Origin of the sequence: Caulobacter segnis (assembly GCF_029543125.1) — a bacterium.
In the GTDB taxonomy this organism is placed as follows: Bacteria; Pseudomonadota; Alphaproteobacteria; order Caulobacterales; family Caulobacteraceae; genus Caulobacter; species Caulobacter segnis_D.
On the sequence record NZ_JARQWW010000006.1, the window covers coordinates 1 to 15,477 of the forward strand.

General features: G+C 69.5%; 8 protein-coding genes and 1 pseudogene. 6 read left to right on the forward strand and 3 right to left on the reverse strand.

The genetic code is table 11. The features are described 5' to 3' along the window. Nucleotides 1-78 precede the first annotated feature (78 nt). Nucleotides 79-726 carry a TetR/AcrR family transcriptional regulator gene (locus tag P7B02_RS17125; protein WP_277787571.1) on the reverse strand — a complete coding sequence of 216 codons (648 nt, stop codon included), beginning with the start codon at nucleotides 724-726 and terminating at the stop codon, nucleotides 79-81. An 82-nt stretch (nucleotides 727-808) separates the two neighbouring features. On the opposite strand from P7B02_RS17125, the gene P7B02_RS17130 reads away from it, so the two are divergent. The 3 genes from P7B02_RS17130 (at nucleotide 809) to P7B02_RS17140 (ending at nucleotide 6,533) form a co-directional block, all read left to right on the forward strand. After that, nucleotides 809-1,888 carry an efflux RND transporter periplasmic adaptor subunit gene (locus P7B02_RS17130; RefSeq protein ID WP_277787572.1) on the forward strand — a complete coding sequence of 360 codons (1,080 nt, stop codon included), beginning with the start codon at nucleotides 809-811 and terminating at the stop codon, nucleotides 1,886-1,888. After that, nucleotides 1,888-4,977: an efflux RND transporter permease subunit gene (locus tag P7B02_RS17135; protein WP_277787573.1), complete on the forward strand. Its 3,090-nt coding sequence runs from the start codon at nucleotides 1,888-1,890 to the stop codon at nucleotides 4,975-4,977. Before P7B02_RS17130 ends, P7B02_RS17135 begins: the two co-directional genes overlap by 1 nt. Before the next feature lie 89 nt (nucleotides 4,978-5,066). Beyond that, nucleotides 5,067-6,533: an amidase gene (locus P7B02_RS17140; RefSeq protein WP_277787574.1), complete on the forward strand. Its 1,467-nt coding sequence runs from the start codon at nucleotides 5,067-5,069 to the stop codon at nucleotides 6,531-6,533. A gap of 128 nt (nucleotides 6,534-6,661) precedes the next feature. Here P7B02_RS17140 and P7B02_RS17145 read toward each other — a convergent pair whose 3' ends face one another. Both P7B02_RS17145 and P7B02_RS17150 read right to left on the reverse strand, forming a co-directional pair. Next, on the reverse strand, nucleotides 6,662-7,873 hold the full coding sequence (locus P7B02_RS17145) for an acyl-CoA dehydrogenase family protein (protein ID WP_277787575.1): 1,212 nt from the start codon (nucleotides 7,871-7,873) through the stop codon (nucleotides 6,662-6,664). Between the two features lie 9 nt (nucleotides 7,874-7,882). After that, nucleotides 7,883-8,995 carry an acyl-CoA dehydrogenase family protein gene (locus tag P7B02_RS17150; protein ID WP_277787576.1) on the reverse strand — a complete coding sequence of 371 codons (1,113 nt, stop codon included), beginning with the start codon at nucleotides 8,993-8,995 and terminating at the stop codon, nucleotides 7,883-7,885. Between the two features lie 230 nt (nucleotides 8,996-9,225). On the opposite strand from P7B02_RS17150, the gene P7B02_RS17155 reads away from it, so the two are divergent. The 3 genes and pseudogenes from P7B02_RS17155 to P7B02_RS19715 all read left to right on the forward strand — a co-directional run. Next, nucleotides 9,226-10,635, forward strand: a complete 1,410-nt coding sequence (locus P7B02_RS17155) for an NAD-dependent succinate-semialdehyde dehydrogenase (protein ID WP_277787577.1) — start codon at nucleotides 9,226-9,228, stop codon at nucleotides 10,633-10,635. Between the two features lie 470 nt (nucleotides 10,636-11,105). Beyond that, nucleotides 11,106-13,691 carry an aminopeptidase N gene (pepN, locus tag P7B02_RS17160; RefSeq protein ID WP_277787578.1) on the forward strand — a complete coding sequence of 862 codons (2,586 nt, stop codon included), beginning with the start codon at nucleotides 11,106-11,108 and terminating at the stop codon, nucleotides 13,689-13,691. Nucleotides 13,692-14,654: 963 nt separating this feature from the next. After that, nucleotides 14,655-15,386, forward strand: a pseudogene (locus P7B02_RS19715) (PAS domain-containing protein); the annotation flags it as partial. Between the last annotated feature and the right edge of the window lie 91 nt (nucleotides 15,387-15,477).

A 15,477-nucleotide genomic window follows, 5' to 3' on the forward strand; every position in this document is an offset into this window, starting at 1 on the left:
CCCGGCTTGGAGGTTGGAGCGTCGCAACCCCAGCTTCTCAGCCCAACCCCGGGTGAACAACCTTCATAGCTTCGACACCTAGGCGTCCTTCAGGACCCCATGCGCCAGCATGGTCAGGTGCGTGCGGATCAGCGCTTCGCGCTCCGCCCAGGGGAACTGCGGCCGGGCGATCAGCAGGGACACCAGTCCATGCACGCCGGCCCACAGGGACTGTGAGATCACCTCCGGGTCCTGATCCCGCACGCGGCCGCTTTCGTGCAGCGCCCAGATCGCCGCCCGCAGGCTGTTGAACGCCTGCAGCGCCGGCTTCGGGGGCGACTCGTCCGTGGGCGGCTTCGGCTTGCCCGCCCCCTCGATCATGAAGGCCACGCGATAGGCGTCGGGGTTGTTCAGGCCGAAATCAACATAGACTCGCAGGTACTCCACCGCCTGCTCCAACGGCGTGCCCGGCGTCGGAACGAACCGATCCAGCGCCTGCACCAGCAGCACGAAGGCCCGGTCGTGCAGCTCCTCCACGATGGCGTCGCGGCTGGGGAAATAGGCGTAAAGGCTGGGCTGGGAGATGCCCACCGCCTCGGCGATCTGTCGGGTGGAGACGCCATGCACGCCCCGCTCGCCGATCAGGCGCAGGGCGGCGCCCAGTATTTCCTCACGACGCTCTCCTCCCTGTCCTTTCCGCTTGCGCGGCGACCGGGATACCGATGTTCTCGTTGGTTGACGGGCCATCAGCGGCAAAGCATCTTGACAGTGTTAGGTTGGATCGCTCACAGATAACCTATCACTGATCGGCTATCGGGGAAGACAGATCATGCGGATCGTTCCGCTCCAAGGGCTCCTTGCGGCCTCGCTCGTGCTCGGCCTGGCCGCATGTGGCAAGAAGACGCCCGAGGAGAACACCGCGCCCCCCGCGGTTCAGGCCGTGACCGCCCCCGCCGGTTCGCATCAGGCCGCCGTGGTCGCCACCGGGCGTATCGAGCGCCGACGGGAGATGGCCCTGTCCTTCCGCATCGGCGGGGTGATGACCGCCATGAACGTCGAGGCGGGCGATCCCGTCCGCGCCGGCCAGGCCCTGGCCAGTCTCGACCCCGCGGGCGTCAACGCCGGCCAGGCCCGCGCCTCCGCCGATGTGGAGCGGGCCCGCCGTGATCTGGAGCGCGACCGCACGCTGTACGACAAGGGCTTCGTCTCCAAGCAGCGGGTCGACGACCGCGCCAGCGCCCTGAAGGTCGCTCAGGCCGGCCTGGACGCCGCCGCCTTCGACCGCCGCTGGGCCCGCCTGTCCTCTCCCGCCGACGGCGTGGTGCTGGAGCGCCTGGCCCAGGCCGGCGAGGTGGTGCAGCCCGGCCAGGCCGTCCTGCGTGTGGCCGATCTGAACAGTCCGCTGGTCCTTCGCCTGCCGGTGCCGGACCGCGAGGTCGCCCGCCTGCGCGTCGGCGCCCCCGCCCAGGTGAAGCTGGCCGAGGGCGGCGCCGTCCTGACCGGCCGCGTCACCCGGATCGGCCAGCAGGCGGGCGCCCGCACCGGCGCCGTGGACGTCGAGATCGAGCTCGCCGCCGCCCCTGGCGTCCGCAGCGGCCAGATCGCCACCGCCGAGATCGCCGCCGCCGCGCCTGCCATCGGCGCCGCCGAGCAGATGGTCCGCATTCCGGCCGAAGCCATCCTCGAAGCCCAGGGAGCCAGCGCCCATGTGTTCCTGATCGAGGGCGACACGGCCCGCCGCCGCCCGGTCCGCTTCGGCGGCTTTGACGGCGACGACGCCCTGGTGGCCGGCCTGCCCGCCGGCGCGCGCATCGCCACGGCCGGCGCCGGCTTCATCGGCGACGGCGACAAGGTGCGGGTGATCGATCCCGCCGCCCTGAACGCCGCCGCCGACAAGGCGGCGCGCTGATGAACCTCAACCCCGCGGCCTTCGCCGTCCGGCGCTGGCAGTTCACGCTCGTCGCCTTTGGCCTGCTGATCGCGCTTGGCCTCAACGCGCTCATGACCACCCCGCGTTCGGAGGACCCGCAGTTCCCGACGCCGATCTACATCATCCAGGCGGTCCTTCCGGGTGCCGAGCCAGCGGAGATGGAGCAGCTGGTCGCCAAGCCGATCGAGGACGTCATGGCGGGCCTCGACAATATCGACGACGTCGCCTCCAGCAGCGTCGACGGCGCCGCCACGGTTCAGGTCCAGTTCGATTGGGGCGTCGATCCCGAGCGCAAGTACGACGAGGTCACGCGCGAGCTGAACGCCATCCGCGCCACCCTGCCCCAGGGCATCGTCCGGCTGGAGGTGCGCCGCATTCGGACCATCGAGGTGGCGTTCGTGCAGACCGCCCTGGTCTCTGAAACCCTGCCCATGCGCCGGCTGGAGAAACTGGCCGACCGCCTGCGCGAACGGCTGGAGCGTGTGCCTGGCGTCCGCAAGGGCGAATACTACGGCGCCCCGCCCTCTGAGGTGCGCGTCAGTCTGAACGCCGGCCGCCTGGCCGAGCTGCGCCTACCGGCCAGCGCCGTAGCCGACGCCCTGCGAGCCGCCGGCTCCGACGCGCCCATCGGCTCGGTGCATGCCGGAGACCGGCGCTTCAACGTGAAATCGGGCGGGGCCTTCCGCTCGCTGGAGACGGTGAAGAACACCCCGGTCCGCGAGGTGAATGGTCAGGTCGTCCGGGTTCAGGACGTAGCCAATGTGAGCTGGGCGCAGGAAGAGGCCAACCACCTCGCCCGCTTCGACGGCAAGCGCGCGGTGTTCGTCACCGTCATGCCCAAGGACGGGGTGGACGTGACCAAGGTCACCGACAACGTCAACGCCGCCCTCGATGAGTTCGAGCAGACCCTGCCCGCCGGGGTGAAGCTGGAGCGCGCCTTCCAGCAGTCGGACAACATCAAGCACCGCCTGGGCTCGCTGTTCCGCGACTTCGGCCTGGCCTTGGCCCTGGTGCTGGTCACCCTGCTCCCGCTGGGCATCCGCGCCAGCGGCGTGGTGATGCTGTCGATCCCGCTGTCGCTGCTGATCGGCTTGGCCCTGCTTCAGGCCTTCGGCTTCACCATCAACCAGCTCTCCATCGCCGGCTTCGTCCTGTCGCTGGGCCTGCTGGTGGACGACTCCATCGTCGTCACCGAGAACATCGCCCGCCACCTGCGCGAGGGCGAGGACCGCACCACCGCCGCCATCAAGGCCACGGGCCAGATCTCCCTGGCGGTGATCGGCTGCACGGCCACCCTGATGCTGGCCTTCCTGCCCCTGCTGGCCCTGCCCGGCGGCGCGGGCCAGTTCATCAAGTCGCTGCCGGTGACGGTGCTCTGCACGGTCGGCGCGTCGCTGATCGTGTCCCTGACCATCATCCCGTTCCTGGCCAGCCGGATGCTGTCGCGGCACGAGGACCCGGAGGGCAACCGCATCCTCCGCGCGGTGAACGGCGGCATCCATCGCTTCTACACGCCCATCCTGCATCGCGCGCTGGGCCGTCCGTGGCTGGCCTCGGCGATCCTGGGGCTCATCTGCCTCAGCGCCGTGCCGATCATGGGGATCATCGGCTCCAGCCTGTTCCCGGCGGCGGAGACGCCGCAGTTCCTGGTGCGCGTCGAGACGCCGGAGGGCACGGCCCTTGAGCGCACCGACAAGGCCTTGCGCTATGTGGAGCAGCGCCTGTCGCGCGAGCCGGAGATCCGCTTCGTCGCCGCCAATCTGGGCCGCGGAAACCCGCGCATCTACTACAACCAGGGCCAGGGCAACGCCCAGGCCAACTATGCCGAGGTCTTCACCGCCCTGAAGAAGTGGGAGCCGGGCGAGAGCGAGAAGCTGCTCGACTCCATCCGCGCCGACTTCGCCAAGTATCCCGGCGCCAAGATCAGCCTGATCACCTTCGAGAACGGCCCGCCCGTGGACGCCCCGGTCCAGGTCCGCATCCGCGGCCAGAACCTGGATGTGCTGAAGGCCCTGGCCGACCGAGCCGAGCGCATCATCAAGGCCACACCCGGCGCGCGCGACGTGAACAACCCCCTGCGCCTGGCGCGCACCGACCTGGACCTCGGGGTGGACGAGGCCAAGGCCGCCGCCCTCGGCGTGCCGGCCGGCGCCGCCCGCCGCGTGGCCCGTCTGGCTCTGTCGGGCGAGGAGACCGGCCGCTTCCGCGACATCGACGGCGACGACTACGCCGTGCGGGTTCGCCTGCCCATGGATGAGCGCAACGACCTGAACGCCCTGCAGGGGATCTACGTCCCTACCGTCGATGGCCGGTCCGCGCCTCTGGGCGCCGTGGCGCAGCCGACCTTCCGCTCCAGCCCGGCCAACATCAGCCGTTATGAGCGCGAGCGGACGGTCAGCGTCAGCGCCCATGTGAAGACCGGCTACCTGACCTCCGCTGTCACGGCCGATGTGGTCAAGCGGCTGGAGGCGGAACTGTCCCTGCCCCCCGGCTACCGCATCGCCCTGGGCGGCGAGGCCGAGGCGCAGGAGGAAAGCTTCGGCGGCATGGGCGCGGCGATCATGGTCGCCATCGGCGGCATCCTGGCCGTGCTGGTGCTGGAGTTCGGCAAGTTCCGCACCGCCCTGGTGGTGGCCGGGGTCATCCCCCTGGGCATCTTCGGCGCGGTGGCGGCCCTGATGGTCACCGGCCACAGCCTGTCCTTCACCGCCACCATCGGCCTGATCGCCCTCATCGGCATCGAGATCAAGAACTCGATCCTGCTGGTCGACTTCACCGAACAGCTCCGCAAGGAGGGGATGCCCCTGCGCGAGGCGATCGAGAAGGCGGGCGAGGTGCGCTTCCTGCCGGTGCTGCTGACCTCGGTCACCGCCATCGGCGGCCTGCTGCCCCTGGCTCTGGAAGGGTCCGGCCTCTATTCGCCCCTGGCCATCGGCATCATCGGCGGCCTGATCACCTCGACCCTGCTGTCGCGGGTGGCCACCCCGGTCACGTACTGGCTGCTGGAGCGCGGCAAGGAGGACGGCGGGTTCGGCCTGATGGACTGGCTGCGGGCGCGGTTCGCCTAGGAGATCTCCTCCCCCGCTTCGCAGGGGGAGGAGAAGCAGTTGCCCCAACTCGCGCTTTCCCCTCTCATGCCGGCGTCGGGAGGGGCCCTATGAAACTGATCTACATCGCCGCGCTGGCCATGGCGGGCACAGCCGCTCACGCCGAGACCTCCGCCGAGCGGACGGCGGCCTACCTCAAAAAGATCGCCGCCGAGGACCGCGTCGAAGCCCCTAGCAAGCCGCCGCTCAACAGCGTCATCGCCGTCAGCCCCGTCGCCCTGGACCAGGCCCGCGCGCGGGACGCCGAGCGCAAGGCGGGCAAGGCGCGCGGCCCCGTCCACGGCTGGGCCGTGCTGCTGAAGGACAACATCGACAGCACCGAGCTGCCGACCACCGCCGGGTCATTGGCCCTGAAGGACAACATGACCGGCCGCGACGCGCCGCTGGTCGCCAACCTGCGCAAGGCCGGGGTGGTCATACTGGGCAAGACCAACCTGTCGGAATGGGCCAATTTCCGCTCCACCTCCTCCCTCAGCGGATGGAGCGCCGTGGGCGGCCTGAGCCGAAACGCCCGCGACCGGCTGCGCAACGCCTGCGGCTCCAGCTCGGGCAGCGGCGCGGCCGTGGCCGCCGGCTTCGCCGACGCCGCCGTGGGGACGGAGACCAACGGCTCGGTCATCTGCCCGGCGGCGGTGGAGGGCATCGTCGGCTTCAAGCCCACGGTCGGGCTGGTCAGCCGCACGCATGTGGTGCCGATCAGCGTCAGCCAGGACACCGCCGGGCCCATGACCCGCACCGTGTCCGACGCCGCCGCCCTGCTCACCGCCATGGCCGGCTCCGATCCCGCTGATCCGGCCACCGCGCAGGCGGACGCCAGGAAGACCGACTTCCTCGCCGCCCTGAGCAAGGACGCCCTGAAGCGGACCCGCATCGGCGTCGCCCGCTACGCCGCCGGCTTCCATCCGGAGACCGACGCGGTGTTCGAAAAGGCGTTGGCGACCCTGAAGGCCCAGGGCGCGGTGCTGGTCGACGTGAAGGACTTCCCCCGCCGGCGCGAGATCAGCCCGCTGGAGAACAGGGTCCTGTGCGTGGAGTTCAAAGCCGGCCTCGCCGCCTATCTCGCCTCCACCGACCCTGCCAAGGTGAAGGTGCGCAACCTCACCGACCTGATCGCCTTCAACAAGGCCCACGCGGCGCAGGAGATGCCCCTCTTCGCCCAGGAGCTGTTCGAGATCTGTGACCGGGCCAAGGGCTTGGACGACGCCGACTACCTGAAGGCCAAGGCCGACGCCCACCGCATCGCCGGGCCGGAGGGGATCGACGCCCTGCTGAAACAGAACGACGTGGTCGCCCTGGTCGCCCCGACCATGGCGCCGGCCTATCTGATCGATCCGGTCCTGCGCGGCGGCTATGTGGGCGGCGGCATCGGCGGCCCGCCCGCCGTGGCCGGCTATCCGCATCTGACCGTGCCCATGGGCGAGGTGCAGGGCCTGCCCGTCGGTCTGTCCATTGTCGGCACGGCCTGGGACGACGCCCGGGTGCTGAGCTTGGGGTACGCGTTTGAGGCGAACAAGTAGCCCCCTTCTCCCTCGATGGGAGAAGGGTCGGGGATGAGGGTGATGCTGCGTGGGCCACAACCAGCTGACCCTCAGCAGTCACCCTCACCCTGCCCTCTCCCATCAAGGGAGAGGGTTCACCCGAATAATCACCGCCCCGTCGGCATGTCCTTGAACGCCACGTCCTTGTCGACGCGCACGTCGCCCGGCAGGCCCAGGACGCGTTCGGCGATGATGTTCTTGAGGATCTCGTCCGTGCCGCCGGCGATGCGCAGGCCCGGGGCCCACAGCAGGCTTTGCTGGAAGGCCGCGCGCATGGGCGCCACGTCGGGATCGGCGATGATGCCGAACTGATCCTCCATCTCCACCGCCGCGTTGCTCAGCTCCTGAAGCTGGTTGGCGGAGATGATCTTGCCGATTGAGCTCTCCGGCCCCGGCGTCTGCCCCTTGGACAGGGCGGTCATGGTGCGGAAGCGGGTCAGCTTCAGCCCCTCCGCCGCCACGTACCAGTCGGCCAGCCGCTCGCGAAAAGCGCTGTCGGCCAGCGTGCCCGGCGTCTCGCGCGCCAGCTCCAGGATCTCGCCGTAGTTCGGGCCGGCCGAGCCGCCCACCGCCAGGCGCTCGTTCATCAGGGTGACCAGGGCCACCTTCCAGCCATCGCCCGGCGCTCCAAGGCGCTGGCTGTCCTTGACCCGCAGGTCGGTGAAGTAGACCTCGTTGAACTCGCTGCCGCCGCTGGCCTGGTGGATGGGGCGGACCTCCACGGCCGGATCGCGCATGTCGATCCAGAACATGGTCATGCCCTTGTGCTTGGGCGCGTCCACGTCGGTGCGGACCAGCAGGATGCCGTAGTCGCTGTGCTGCGCGCCCGTGGTCCAGACCTTCTGGCCGTTGATCACCCAGTCGTCACCATCCTGAACGGCCCGGGTCCGCGTGGCCGCCACGTCGGAGCCCCCGGCCGGTTCGGAGAACAGCTGGCACCAGATCTCCTCGCCCTTCACCGCCGGCCCCACGAACCGGCCCTTGGTCGCGTCGTCGGCGAAGGCCATGACGGTCGGCACACACATGCCCAGGCCGATGGTGAAGTAGCCGTAGGCGATGCCCGCCTTGGTCTCTTCCTGGTTGAAGATCACCTGCTGGATCGGCGTGCCGCCGCCTCCGCCTATGACCTTGGGCCAGGTGATGCAGGCGTAGCCGGCCTTGGCCTTCTCAGCCTGCCAGGCCTTGGCCGCGGCCTTGTGCTCCGGCGTGTTGGGCTTGGGTTCGCCGAACGTCTTGCGGTGCTCCGCGCCGGCCTTGGCGAGCCAGCTGCGGGCGGTTTCGCGATAGGCGGCTTCTTCGGCGTTGTCGTTGAAATCCATGACCGTCTCCTACGCCGCGTTCTTGCGTTCGAGCTGGCTGACCAGCCGCTCTTTCCAGGCCTTGGGCGCGCCGGCCACCAGGGCCAGCTGCTTGGACCGGCGGTAGTAGAGGTGGCAGTCCACCTCCCAGGTGAAGCCCATGCCGCCGTGGGTCTGGATGTTCTCCTTCGAGGCGAACCAGTAGGCGTCCGACGCCGCGATCCGCGCCGCCGAGGCCGCGATGGGCAGCTCGGGCGCGGAGGTGTTCAGGGCCCAGGCCGCATAATAGGCGTTGGACCGGGCCACCTCGTTCTTCACGTACATGTCGGCCAGCTTGTGCTTGATCGCCTGATAGCCGCCGATCACCCGCCCGAAGGCGTAGCGCTCCATGGCGTAGGCCTTGGCCATCTCCAGGCAGCGGTCGGCGCCGCCCAGCTGCTCGAAGGCCAGCAGGGCCGCCGCGCGGTCAAGCACCGCCTGCAGCAGCTCCATCCCCTCGCCCGCGCCGCCCAACCGTTCGGCCGGAGCGTCCTTGAAGGTCAGCTTGGCGATGCTGCGCGTCGGATCGAGCGACTTCAGGCTCACCCGCCCGACGTCGCCGCTCAGCTCCACCAGATAGAGCCCAGGCTTGCCGCCCTCCTTCGCCAGCACCAGCGCCACGTCGGCCACGTCGCCGTCGGTCACGGGGATCTTCACGCCCGACAGCTTGGCGCCGCTCACCGTCGCCTGGATCGAGGCGGCGGTGATCGCGCCCGGCCCTTCAGAGGTCGCCAGACAGCCGATCAGCTCTCCCGCCGCGATCTTCGGCAGGATGCGCTGCTTCTGCGCGTCCGTGCCGGCCAGCATCACCGCTTCGGCCAGGATGTAGACGGTCGAGGCGAAGGGGATCGGGGCCACCGCACGGCCCAGCTCCTCGGCGATGGCGCACAGCTCCACATGACCCAGGCCCAGCCCGCCGAATTCCTCCGGAATCGCCGCGCCCAGCCAGCCCTGCTCGGCCACGCCGCGCCACAGACCGGCGTCGAACGCCTTGTCAGGATCGTCCAGCACCGCGCGCACGGCGGGGATGGCGCACCGAGCCTCAAGGAACTTACGCGCCTCGCCCTTCAGGAATTTCTGGTCGTCGGAAAAGTCAAAATCCACGGCTGGTCCTCCCGTCGCGGACTGTTTTCGCCCGTCTGACCCGGTCAGCTTATCGACGTTTACGCGAGGGGAAAGCCTGACCTCGCGTCAAGCGGGGAAGGGATTTTCGCGTGCTTCGTCCCGTCGCCTCATCAGGATGACGATAGTTTTCAAGCTTGGTCGTGGTCGTAAAAGACCAGGCGGCTGCCTATCTCGTTAGGTGCTCATCACCTTCCCAAGGAGCCTCCCCCATGGCCGCCAAGCCCGTCTTTCAGACCGTCGATCCCGCCACCGGTCAAAAGGGCCGCGTCTATGACGGGCATACGTCGGATGAGGCCGGGGCGATCCTGGGACAGGTCCACGCCGCCTTCCCCGCCTGGCGCGAAACGCCCTTCGCCGAGCGGGCGCGGCTGATGAAGGCCGCCGCCGCCGTCCTGCGCCGCCGCAAGGACGAGTTCGCCGCCTTGATGACCGCCGAGATGGGCAAGACCCTGAGCGACGGCCGGGCCGAGATCGAGAAGTGCGCCGCCAACTGCGATTTCTTCGCGGACAACGCCGAGCGTTTCCTGGCGGACGAACCCCTGCCCTTCAACGGCGGCGAGGCCTTCATCGCCTATAATCCGCTCGGCGTGATCCTGGCGGTGATGCCGTGGAATTTCCCGTTCTGGCAGGTCTTCCGCTTCGCCGCCCCGACCCTGATGGCGGGCAACACCGCGATCCTCAAGCATGCCAGCAACGTCCCGGGCAGCGCGCTAGCGATTGAAGAGGTGTTCCGGGAAGCGGGCTTTCCGGAAAACGTCTTCCGCACCCTGCTGATCGGCTCTGGCGAGGTGAAGCCCCTGATCGAGGATGACCGTGTCGCCGCCGTCACCCTGACCGGCTCCGTGCCCGCCGGCCGCTCCGTGGCCGCCGCCGCGGGCGGAGCGTTGAAGAAGGTCGTGCTCGAACTGGGCGGGTCGGACCCGTACATCGTCCTGTCCGACGCCGACGTCGACGAGGCGGCGGGCATCGCCGCCGCCGCCCGCATGGTCAACGGCGGCCAGAGCTGCATCGCCGGCAAGCGCTTCGTGGTGCTGAAGGACGTGGCCCAGGCCTTCGAGGCGGCCCTGGTCGAGAAGATGTCCGCCTACCTCCCCGCCGACCCGACCACCGAGGCGGCGAAGTTCGGCCCGATGCAGAGCATCAAGGCCCGCGACGACATCCACGATCAGGTGGTCCGCAGCATCCAGTCCGGCGCCCGCCTGGTCCTGGGCGGCGAAATCCCCGACCGCCCCGGCGCCTGGTACCCGGCCACGATCCTGGCCGACGTGAAGCCCGGCCACGCCGCCTATGATGAGGAGGTCTTCGGCCCCGTCGCCGCGATTATCGTGGCGCAGGATGAGGAGGACGCCATCCGCATCGCCAACGACACCGAGTTCGGCCTCGGCTCCGGCGTCCTCACCCGGAACCTGGAGCGCGGCCGCGAGATCGCCGCCCGCCGCATCGCCGCCGGCATGAGCTTCGTGAACCAGAACGTCCGCTCCGATCCCGCACTGCCCTTCGGCGGCATCAAGCACGCCGGCCACGGCCGCGAATGCTCGCACCTGGGCATCCGCGAGTTCACGAACACCAAGACGGTGATGGTGGCGAAAGGAAAGTCGGCGCCGAGCGCGACGGAGTAAGCCCTGCGGGCTTCGACTGCTCGCTGCCGCTCACGCTCAGCATGACGGACTCTGAGCTCGTCATCCTTAGCCGTCCGCGACAGCGGACGAGTCGAAGGATGCAAAGAACCCGCTCATCCCGGCGAAGGCCGGGATCCAGTTCGTAGAGCTCGGCGCTTGTGATCTGGACCCCGGCCTTCGCCGGGGTGAGCGGAGTTCAAAGTTCTTCGTAAGCCTTCAGATCGGCCATTCCAGCCCACTCATTGAAGACCGAAAAATCGGCGGGGATCGCCCGCAACTCCACCCGCCTTCCTTGATTTCGTAGATCAACGCCGCGTCCGACGTCAGGCAGAGCGCCGCCCTAACCGCCTTTGGAACAGTCGTCCTACCTCGCTTATCGATGCGGCTCGTGATCATGGAACGATGGGCAGACAACTTCCTTACCCCGTCAAGCCTCGCGCTTGCCTCATCCATCCCTTAAATCGGAACCCATGCGCACCGAAACGCCCCAGCCGATCCGCCTGGCCGACTACCGGCCGCCCGCCTTCCTGATCGACCAGACGCACCTGGTCTTCGATCTGCAGCCGCACGGAACGCGGGTGAAGGCGCGGCTGACGGTCCGGCGCAACGGCGAGCACGCAGAGCCGCTGGTCCTGAACGGCGAGAAGCTGCGCACGGTCAGCGTGCTGGTCGATGGCGAGCCGGCGAAAGACCGCGTCGTCGCCGACGACCTGCTGACGGTCTCCAACCTGCCCGACGCCTTCGTGCTGGAGACGGAGGTCGAGATCGACCCCGCCGACAACACCGCCCTGATGGGCCTCTACATGTCCGGCGGCCGGTTCTGCACCCAGTGCGAGGCCGAGGGTTTCCGCCGCATCACCTGGTTCCCCGACCGGCCGGATGTGCTGAGCCGCTTCACCGTGCGGATCGAGGCGGACCGCCAGTTCGCCCACCTGCTGTCCAACGGCAACCTGACCGACAGCGGCGCCCTGCCCGGAAACCGCCATTTCGCCGAGTGGGAGGACCCGTTCCCGAAGCCCGCCTATCTGTTCGCCCTGGTGGCGGGCGAGCTGGACGTGCTGGAGGACAGCTTCACCACCATGAGCGGCCGCCAGGTCGCCCTTAAGGTGTTCGTTGACACCGGCATGTCGGCCCGCGCAGCCTACGCCCTGGATGCCCTGAAGCGCTCCATGAAGTGGGACGAGGAAGCCTTCGGCCGCGAGTACGATCTGGACCTGTTCATGATCGTCGCCGTGCGCGACTTCAACTTCGGGGCCATGGAGAACAAGGGGCTGAACATCTTCAACAGCTCCCTGCTGCTGGCCGATCCGCAGACGGCCACCGACCTCGATTACGAGCGGATCGAGAGCGTCGTCGCCCACGAGTACTTCCACAACTGGACCGGCGACCGCATCACCTGCCGCGACTGGTTCCAGCTCTGCCTGAAGGAGGGCCTGACGGTCTTCCGCGACCAGGAGTTCAGCGCCGACATGCGCGGCCATGCCATGCAGCGGATCAAGGACGTGAAGGCCCTGCGCGCCCGGCAGTTTCCGGAAGACGCCGGCCCCCTGGCCCACCCCGTGCGGCCGTCCAGCTATCTGAAAATCGACAACTTCTACACCGCGACCATCTACGAGAAGGGCGCGGAGATCATCCGCATGCTGAAGGCCCTGATCGGGGCCGAGGCGTTCCGCGCCGGCATGGACCTGTACTTCGATCGCCACGACGGCGAGGCCACCACGGTCGAGGCCTTCATCGCCTGCTTCGCCGAGGCGTCGGGTCAGAACCTTGACCACTTCTTCGCCTGGTACGAACAGGCCGGCACGCCGTCCGTGACCGTCGCCGCGGACTATGACGAGGCGGCCAAGGCCGTCACCCTGACCCTGACCCAGTCCACCGCCCCCACTCCGGGCCAGCCGACCAAACAGGCTCTGCCCCTGCCCGTCGCTATCGGCCTGCTGGACGACAGCGGCGAGGTTCTGCGCGAGACGGAGATCATCGTCCTCGACGCCGCCGAGAAGACCGTCCGCTGGGACGGGGTCGCCCGCCGTCCGGTGCTGTCGGTCCTGCGCGGCTTCTCCGCCCCGGTGAACCTGACCGTCGCGGCCCCGGCCAAGGACGGCTACGTCCTGCTGGGCTCCGACCCCGACCTGTTCAACCGCTGGGAGGCCGGCCAGGCCCTGGCGCGCCAATTGATCCTGGCCCGCGCCGGCGGCGCCCCGGACGAGGTCAACGAAACCCGCTTCGCCGAAGCCCTGGGCCGCGCCCTGGACGATCAGGCCGCCGAGCCCGCCTTCAAGGCCCTGCTGCTGTCCCTGCCCAGCGAGAGCGACCTGGCCATGGCCATGCAGCCGGCCGATCCCGCCGCCATCCGCGAGGCGCGCGAGATGCTGCGCACCCGCATCGCCGTGCATCTGAGCGAGTTCCTGCGCCGCCTGCACACCGGCATGCAGGAGGCGGGAGAGTTCTCGACCACCGCCGAGGCCGCCGGCCGCCGCGCCCTGCGCAACGCCGTGCTCGACCTGCTGGCCGCCGATCCGCACGCGGAGAACGTGGCCTTGGCCGTCGGCCACTTCGAGGCCGCCGCCAACATGACAGACGCCATGGGCGGCCTGAACGCCCTGATCGCCATCGGCGGCGAGCCGGCGGAGAAGGCCATCGCCGACTTCCACGCCAAGTGGCGCCACGAGCCCCTGGTGCTGGACAAGTGGTTCGCCGCACAGGGCCGCGATCCGCACGAGGGGGCCGTGGGCCGCATCCTGGGCCTGACCGCCCACCCGGACTTCGATCCTAAGAACCCCAACCGCCTGCGCGCGCTGATCCAGTCCTTCTCCTCGGCCAATCCTGCCCGGTTCCACGATGAAAGCGGCGCCGGGTATCGCCTTCTTGCCGACCAGATCCTGGCGGTGGACGCCGGAAATCCCATGACGGCGGCCCGCCTGGTCGAGCCCCTGGGCGGCTGGCGGCGCTACAAGCCGGAGCTGGCTGCCCTGATGCGCAAGGAGTTGGAGCGCATCGTGGCTCATGAAGGCCTGTCCAAGAACGTCTACGAGCTCGCCTCGAAGGCCTTGGCCTAGATTTCGCAAGGCTTAGTCGAGTGACCCCCGGCGCCAGCTAAAGTAGTCTGGCCGCCTCGGGGTGATTTGCGATTCGTCGGTCGTAGGGGAGCGCTCGACTTGGCCCTTTGGAAACGCAGCGGAGAAGGAACGGCCGGATCGGCCGACGCCATGTCCGCCAGCGCGTCCGCGGCCCAGCAGCGCTCGTCCCAGATCTTCGTCCGCCTGGCGATCATCGCCGCCCTCGTCCTGCTGGCCGTCTACGCGACGGTCGGGTTGAAATCCTTCGAGGACGCCGCCCGGGGTTCAGAGCAGCAACGCGCCGCCTCCGCCCACGCCAAGGCCCTGGCCGCGGAGATCGACGGACACGCCGCCGCCTGGCGCGCCGCCCTCGCCGCCGGCGCGGCGGTGATGCAGCAGACCCAGTCCACGCCGAACGACGCCGCCGACGTGGCCCTGGCCGCCGCCGGCGGCGCGGTGCAGGCCATCGCGGTTCTGTCCAACGGCGAGCTGGTGGGCGAAGTCGGCAGCGCCTCGGGTGTCGACTGGGGCATGGTGGCCGTCACCGCCGACGTCTCGCGCCAGACGCACTGGATCGGCGCCCCGCCGGACACCGAGCACATCTTCGCCTCCACCGTGGTCCGCGACGAGGCCGGCCGCCGCGTCCGCCTGATCGCCGCCGTCGATCCCCGCCGCCTGCGCCTGGGCGAACAGGACGGCTCCGGCGTCGCCGTCGCCCTGCCCGACGGCCGCCCCTTGGTGATCCAGGGCCCCACCGCCGCCACCAAGGTCATCGCCGCCGGCGGCAAGGGCGAAAGCCGCTATGAAACCGCCACCGCCCCCGTGGCCGACGGCGCCCTGCTGGCCGTGGTCGCCGTGGCCCGCCCGGCCTTCGGCGCGGACATCAGCGGGATCATGTCCCTGCTGACCCCGCTGGGCGTGGGCGGGGTGCTGATCAGCATGCTGATGCTGCAGGCCCGGCGCATGGACGCCGACCAGCGCAAGTTCGCCGAGAGCGAAAACCGCTTCCGCACGGCGGTGGAGGCGGCGCGCTGCGGGATCTGGGAATGGGACCTGGCCCAGGACCGGGTCTATCTGTCCGACATCACCGGCGGCATCTTCGGCTGGGGCGGCGCCGGGGTGGTCTCCGGCCAGGAGCTGCTGGACCGGGTCTCGCCGGAGCATCGCGACAAGGTCCGCCAGGCCCTGTCCAACGCCGCCGTCTACGGGGCCTTCGACGTCTCGTTCAAGGTGCCCAGCCTTCGCGGCGCCCGCGCCATCTGGATCGACGCCCGCGGCCAGGGCGCCGGGGAGCCGGGCAAGGATGGCTACGCCCGCATCATCGGCGTGGTGCTGGACGTCACCGAGGAGCGCATGGCCCAGGCCCGCGCCATGGCCGCCGAGAACCGCCTGCGTGACGCCATCGAAAGCGCATCGGAAGCCTTCGTCCTGTGGGATCGGGGCGGCCGCCTGCTGATGTGCAACAAGAACTACCGTCAGGTCTTCAACCTGGACCCCAAGCTGCTGAAGCCCGGCGCCGCGCGCGAGCAGGTCAAGCGCTACGCCCAGCTCGCCATCCTGCGCGAACACCCGGCCCCCGAGGGAACCAAGGGCGTGCGCGAGGCCGAGATGACCGACGGCCGCTGGCTGCACATCTCCGAACGCCGCACGGCCGAAGGCGGCCTGGTCATGACCGCCTCCGACATCACGGCCGTGAAGAACCAGGAAGCCCAGCGCCGCCGCAACGAGGAAGAGCTGCAACGCGCTGTGGTCAGCCTGGAGCGCAGCCAGGAGATGCTGGCCGAGC

Excerpts from the sequence above, each read along its gene's own strand:
- P7B02_RS17125 (WP_277787571.1), bottom strand. The coding sequence starts at position 726 with ATGGCCCGTCAACCAACGAGAACATCGGTATCCCGGTCGCCGCGCAAG.
- P7B02_RS17130 (WP_277787572.1), top strand. The coding sequence starts at position 809 with ATGCGGATCGTTCCGCTCCAAGGGCTCCTTGCGGCCTCGCTCGTGCTC.
- P7B02_RS17135 (WP_277787573.1), top strand. The coding sequence starts at position 1,888 with ATGAACCTCAACCCCGCGGCCTTCGCCGTCCGGCGCTGGCAGTTCACG.
- P7B02_RS17140 (WP_277787574.1), top strand. The coding sequence starts at position 5,067 with ATGAAACTGATCTACATCGCCGCGCTGGCCATGGCGGGCACAGCCGCT.
- P7B02_RS17145 (WP_277787575.1), bottom strand. The coding sequence starts at position 7,873 with ATGGATTTCAACGACAACGCCGAAGAAGCCGCCTATCGCGAAACCGCC.
- P7B02_RS17155 (WP_277787577.1), top strand. The coding sequence starts at position 9,226 with ATGGCCGCCAAGCCCGTCTTTCAGACCGTCGATCCCGCCACCGGTCAA.
- pepN (WP_277787578.1), top strand. The coding sequence starts at position 11,106 with ATGCGCACCGAAACGCCCCAGCCGATCCGCCTGGCCGACTACCGGCCG.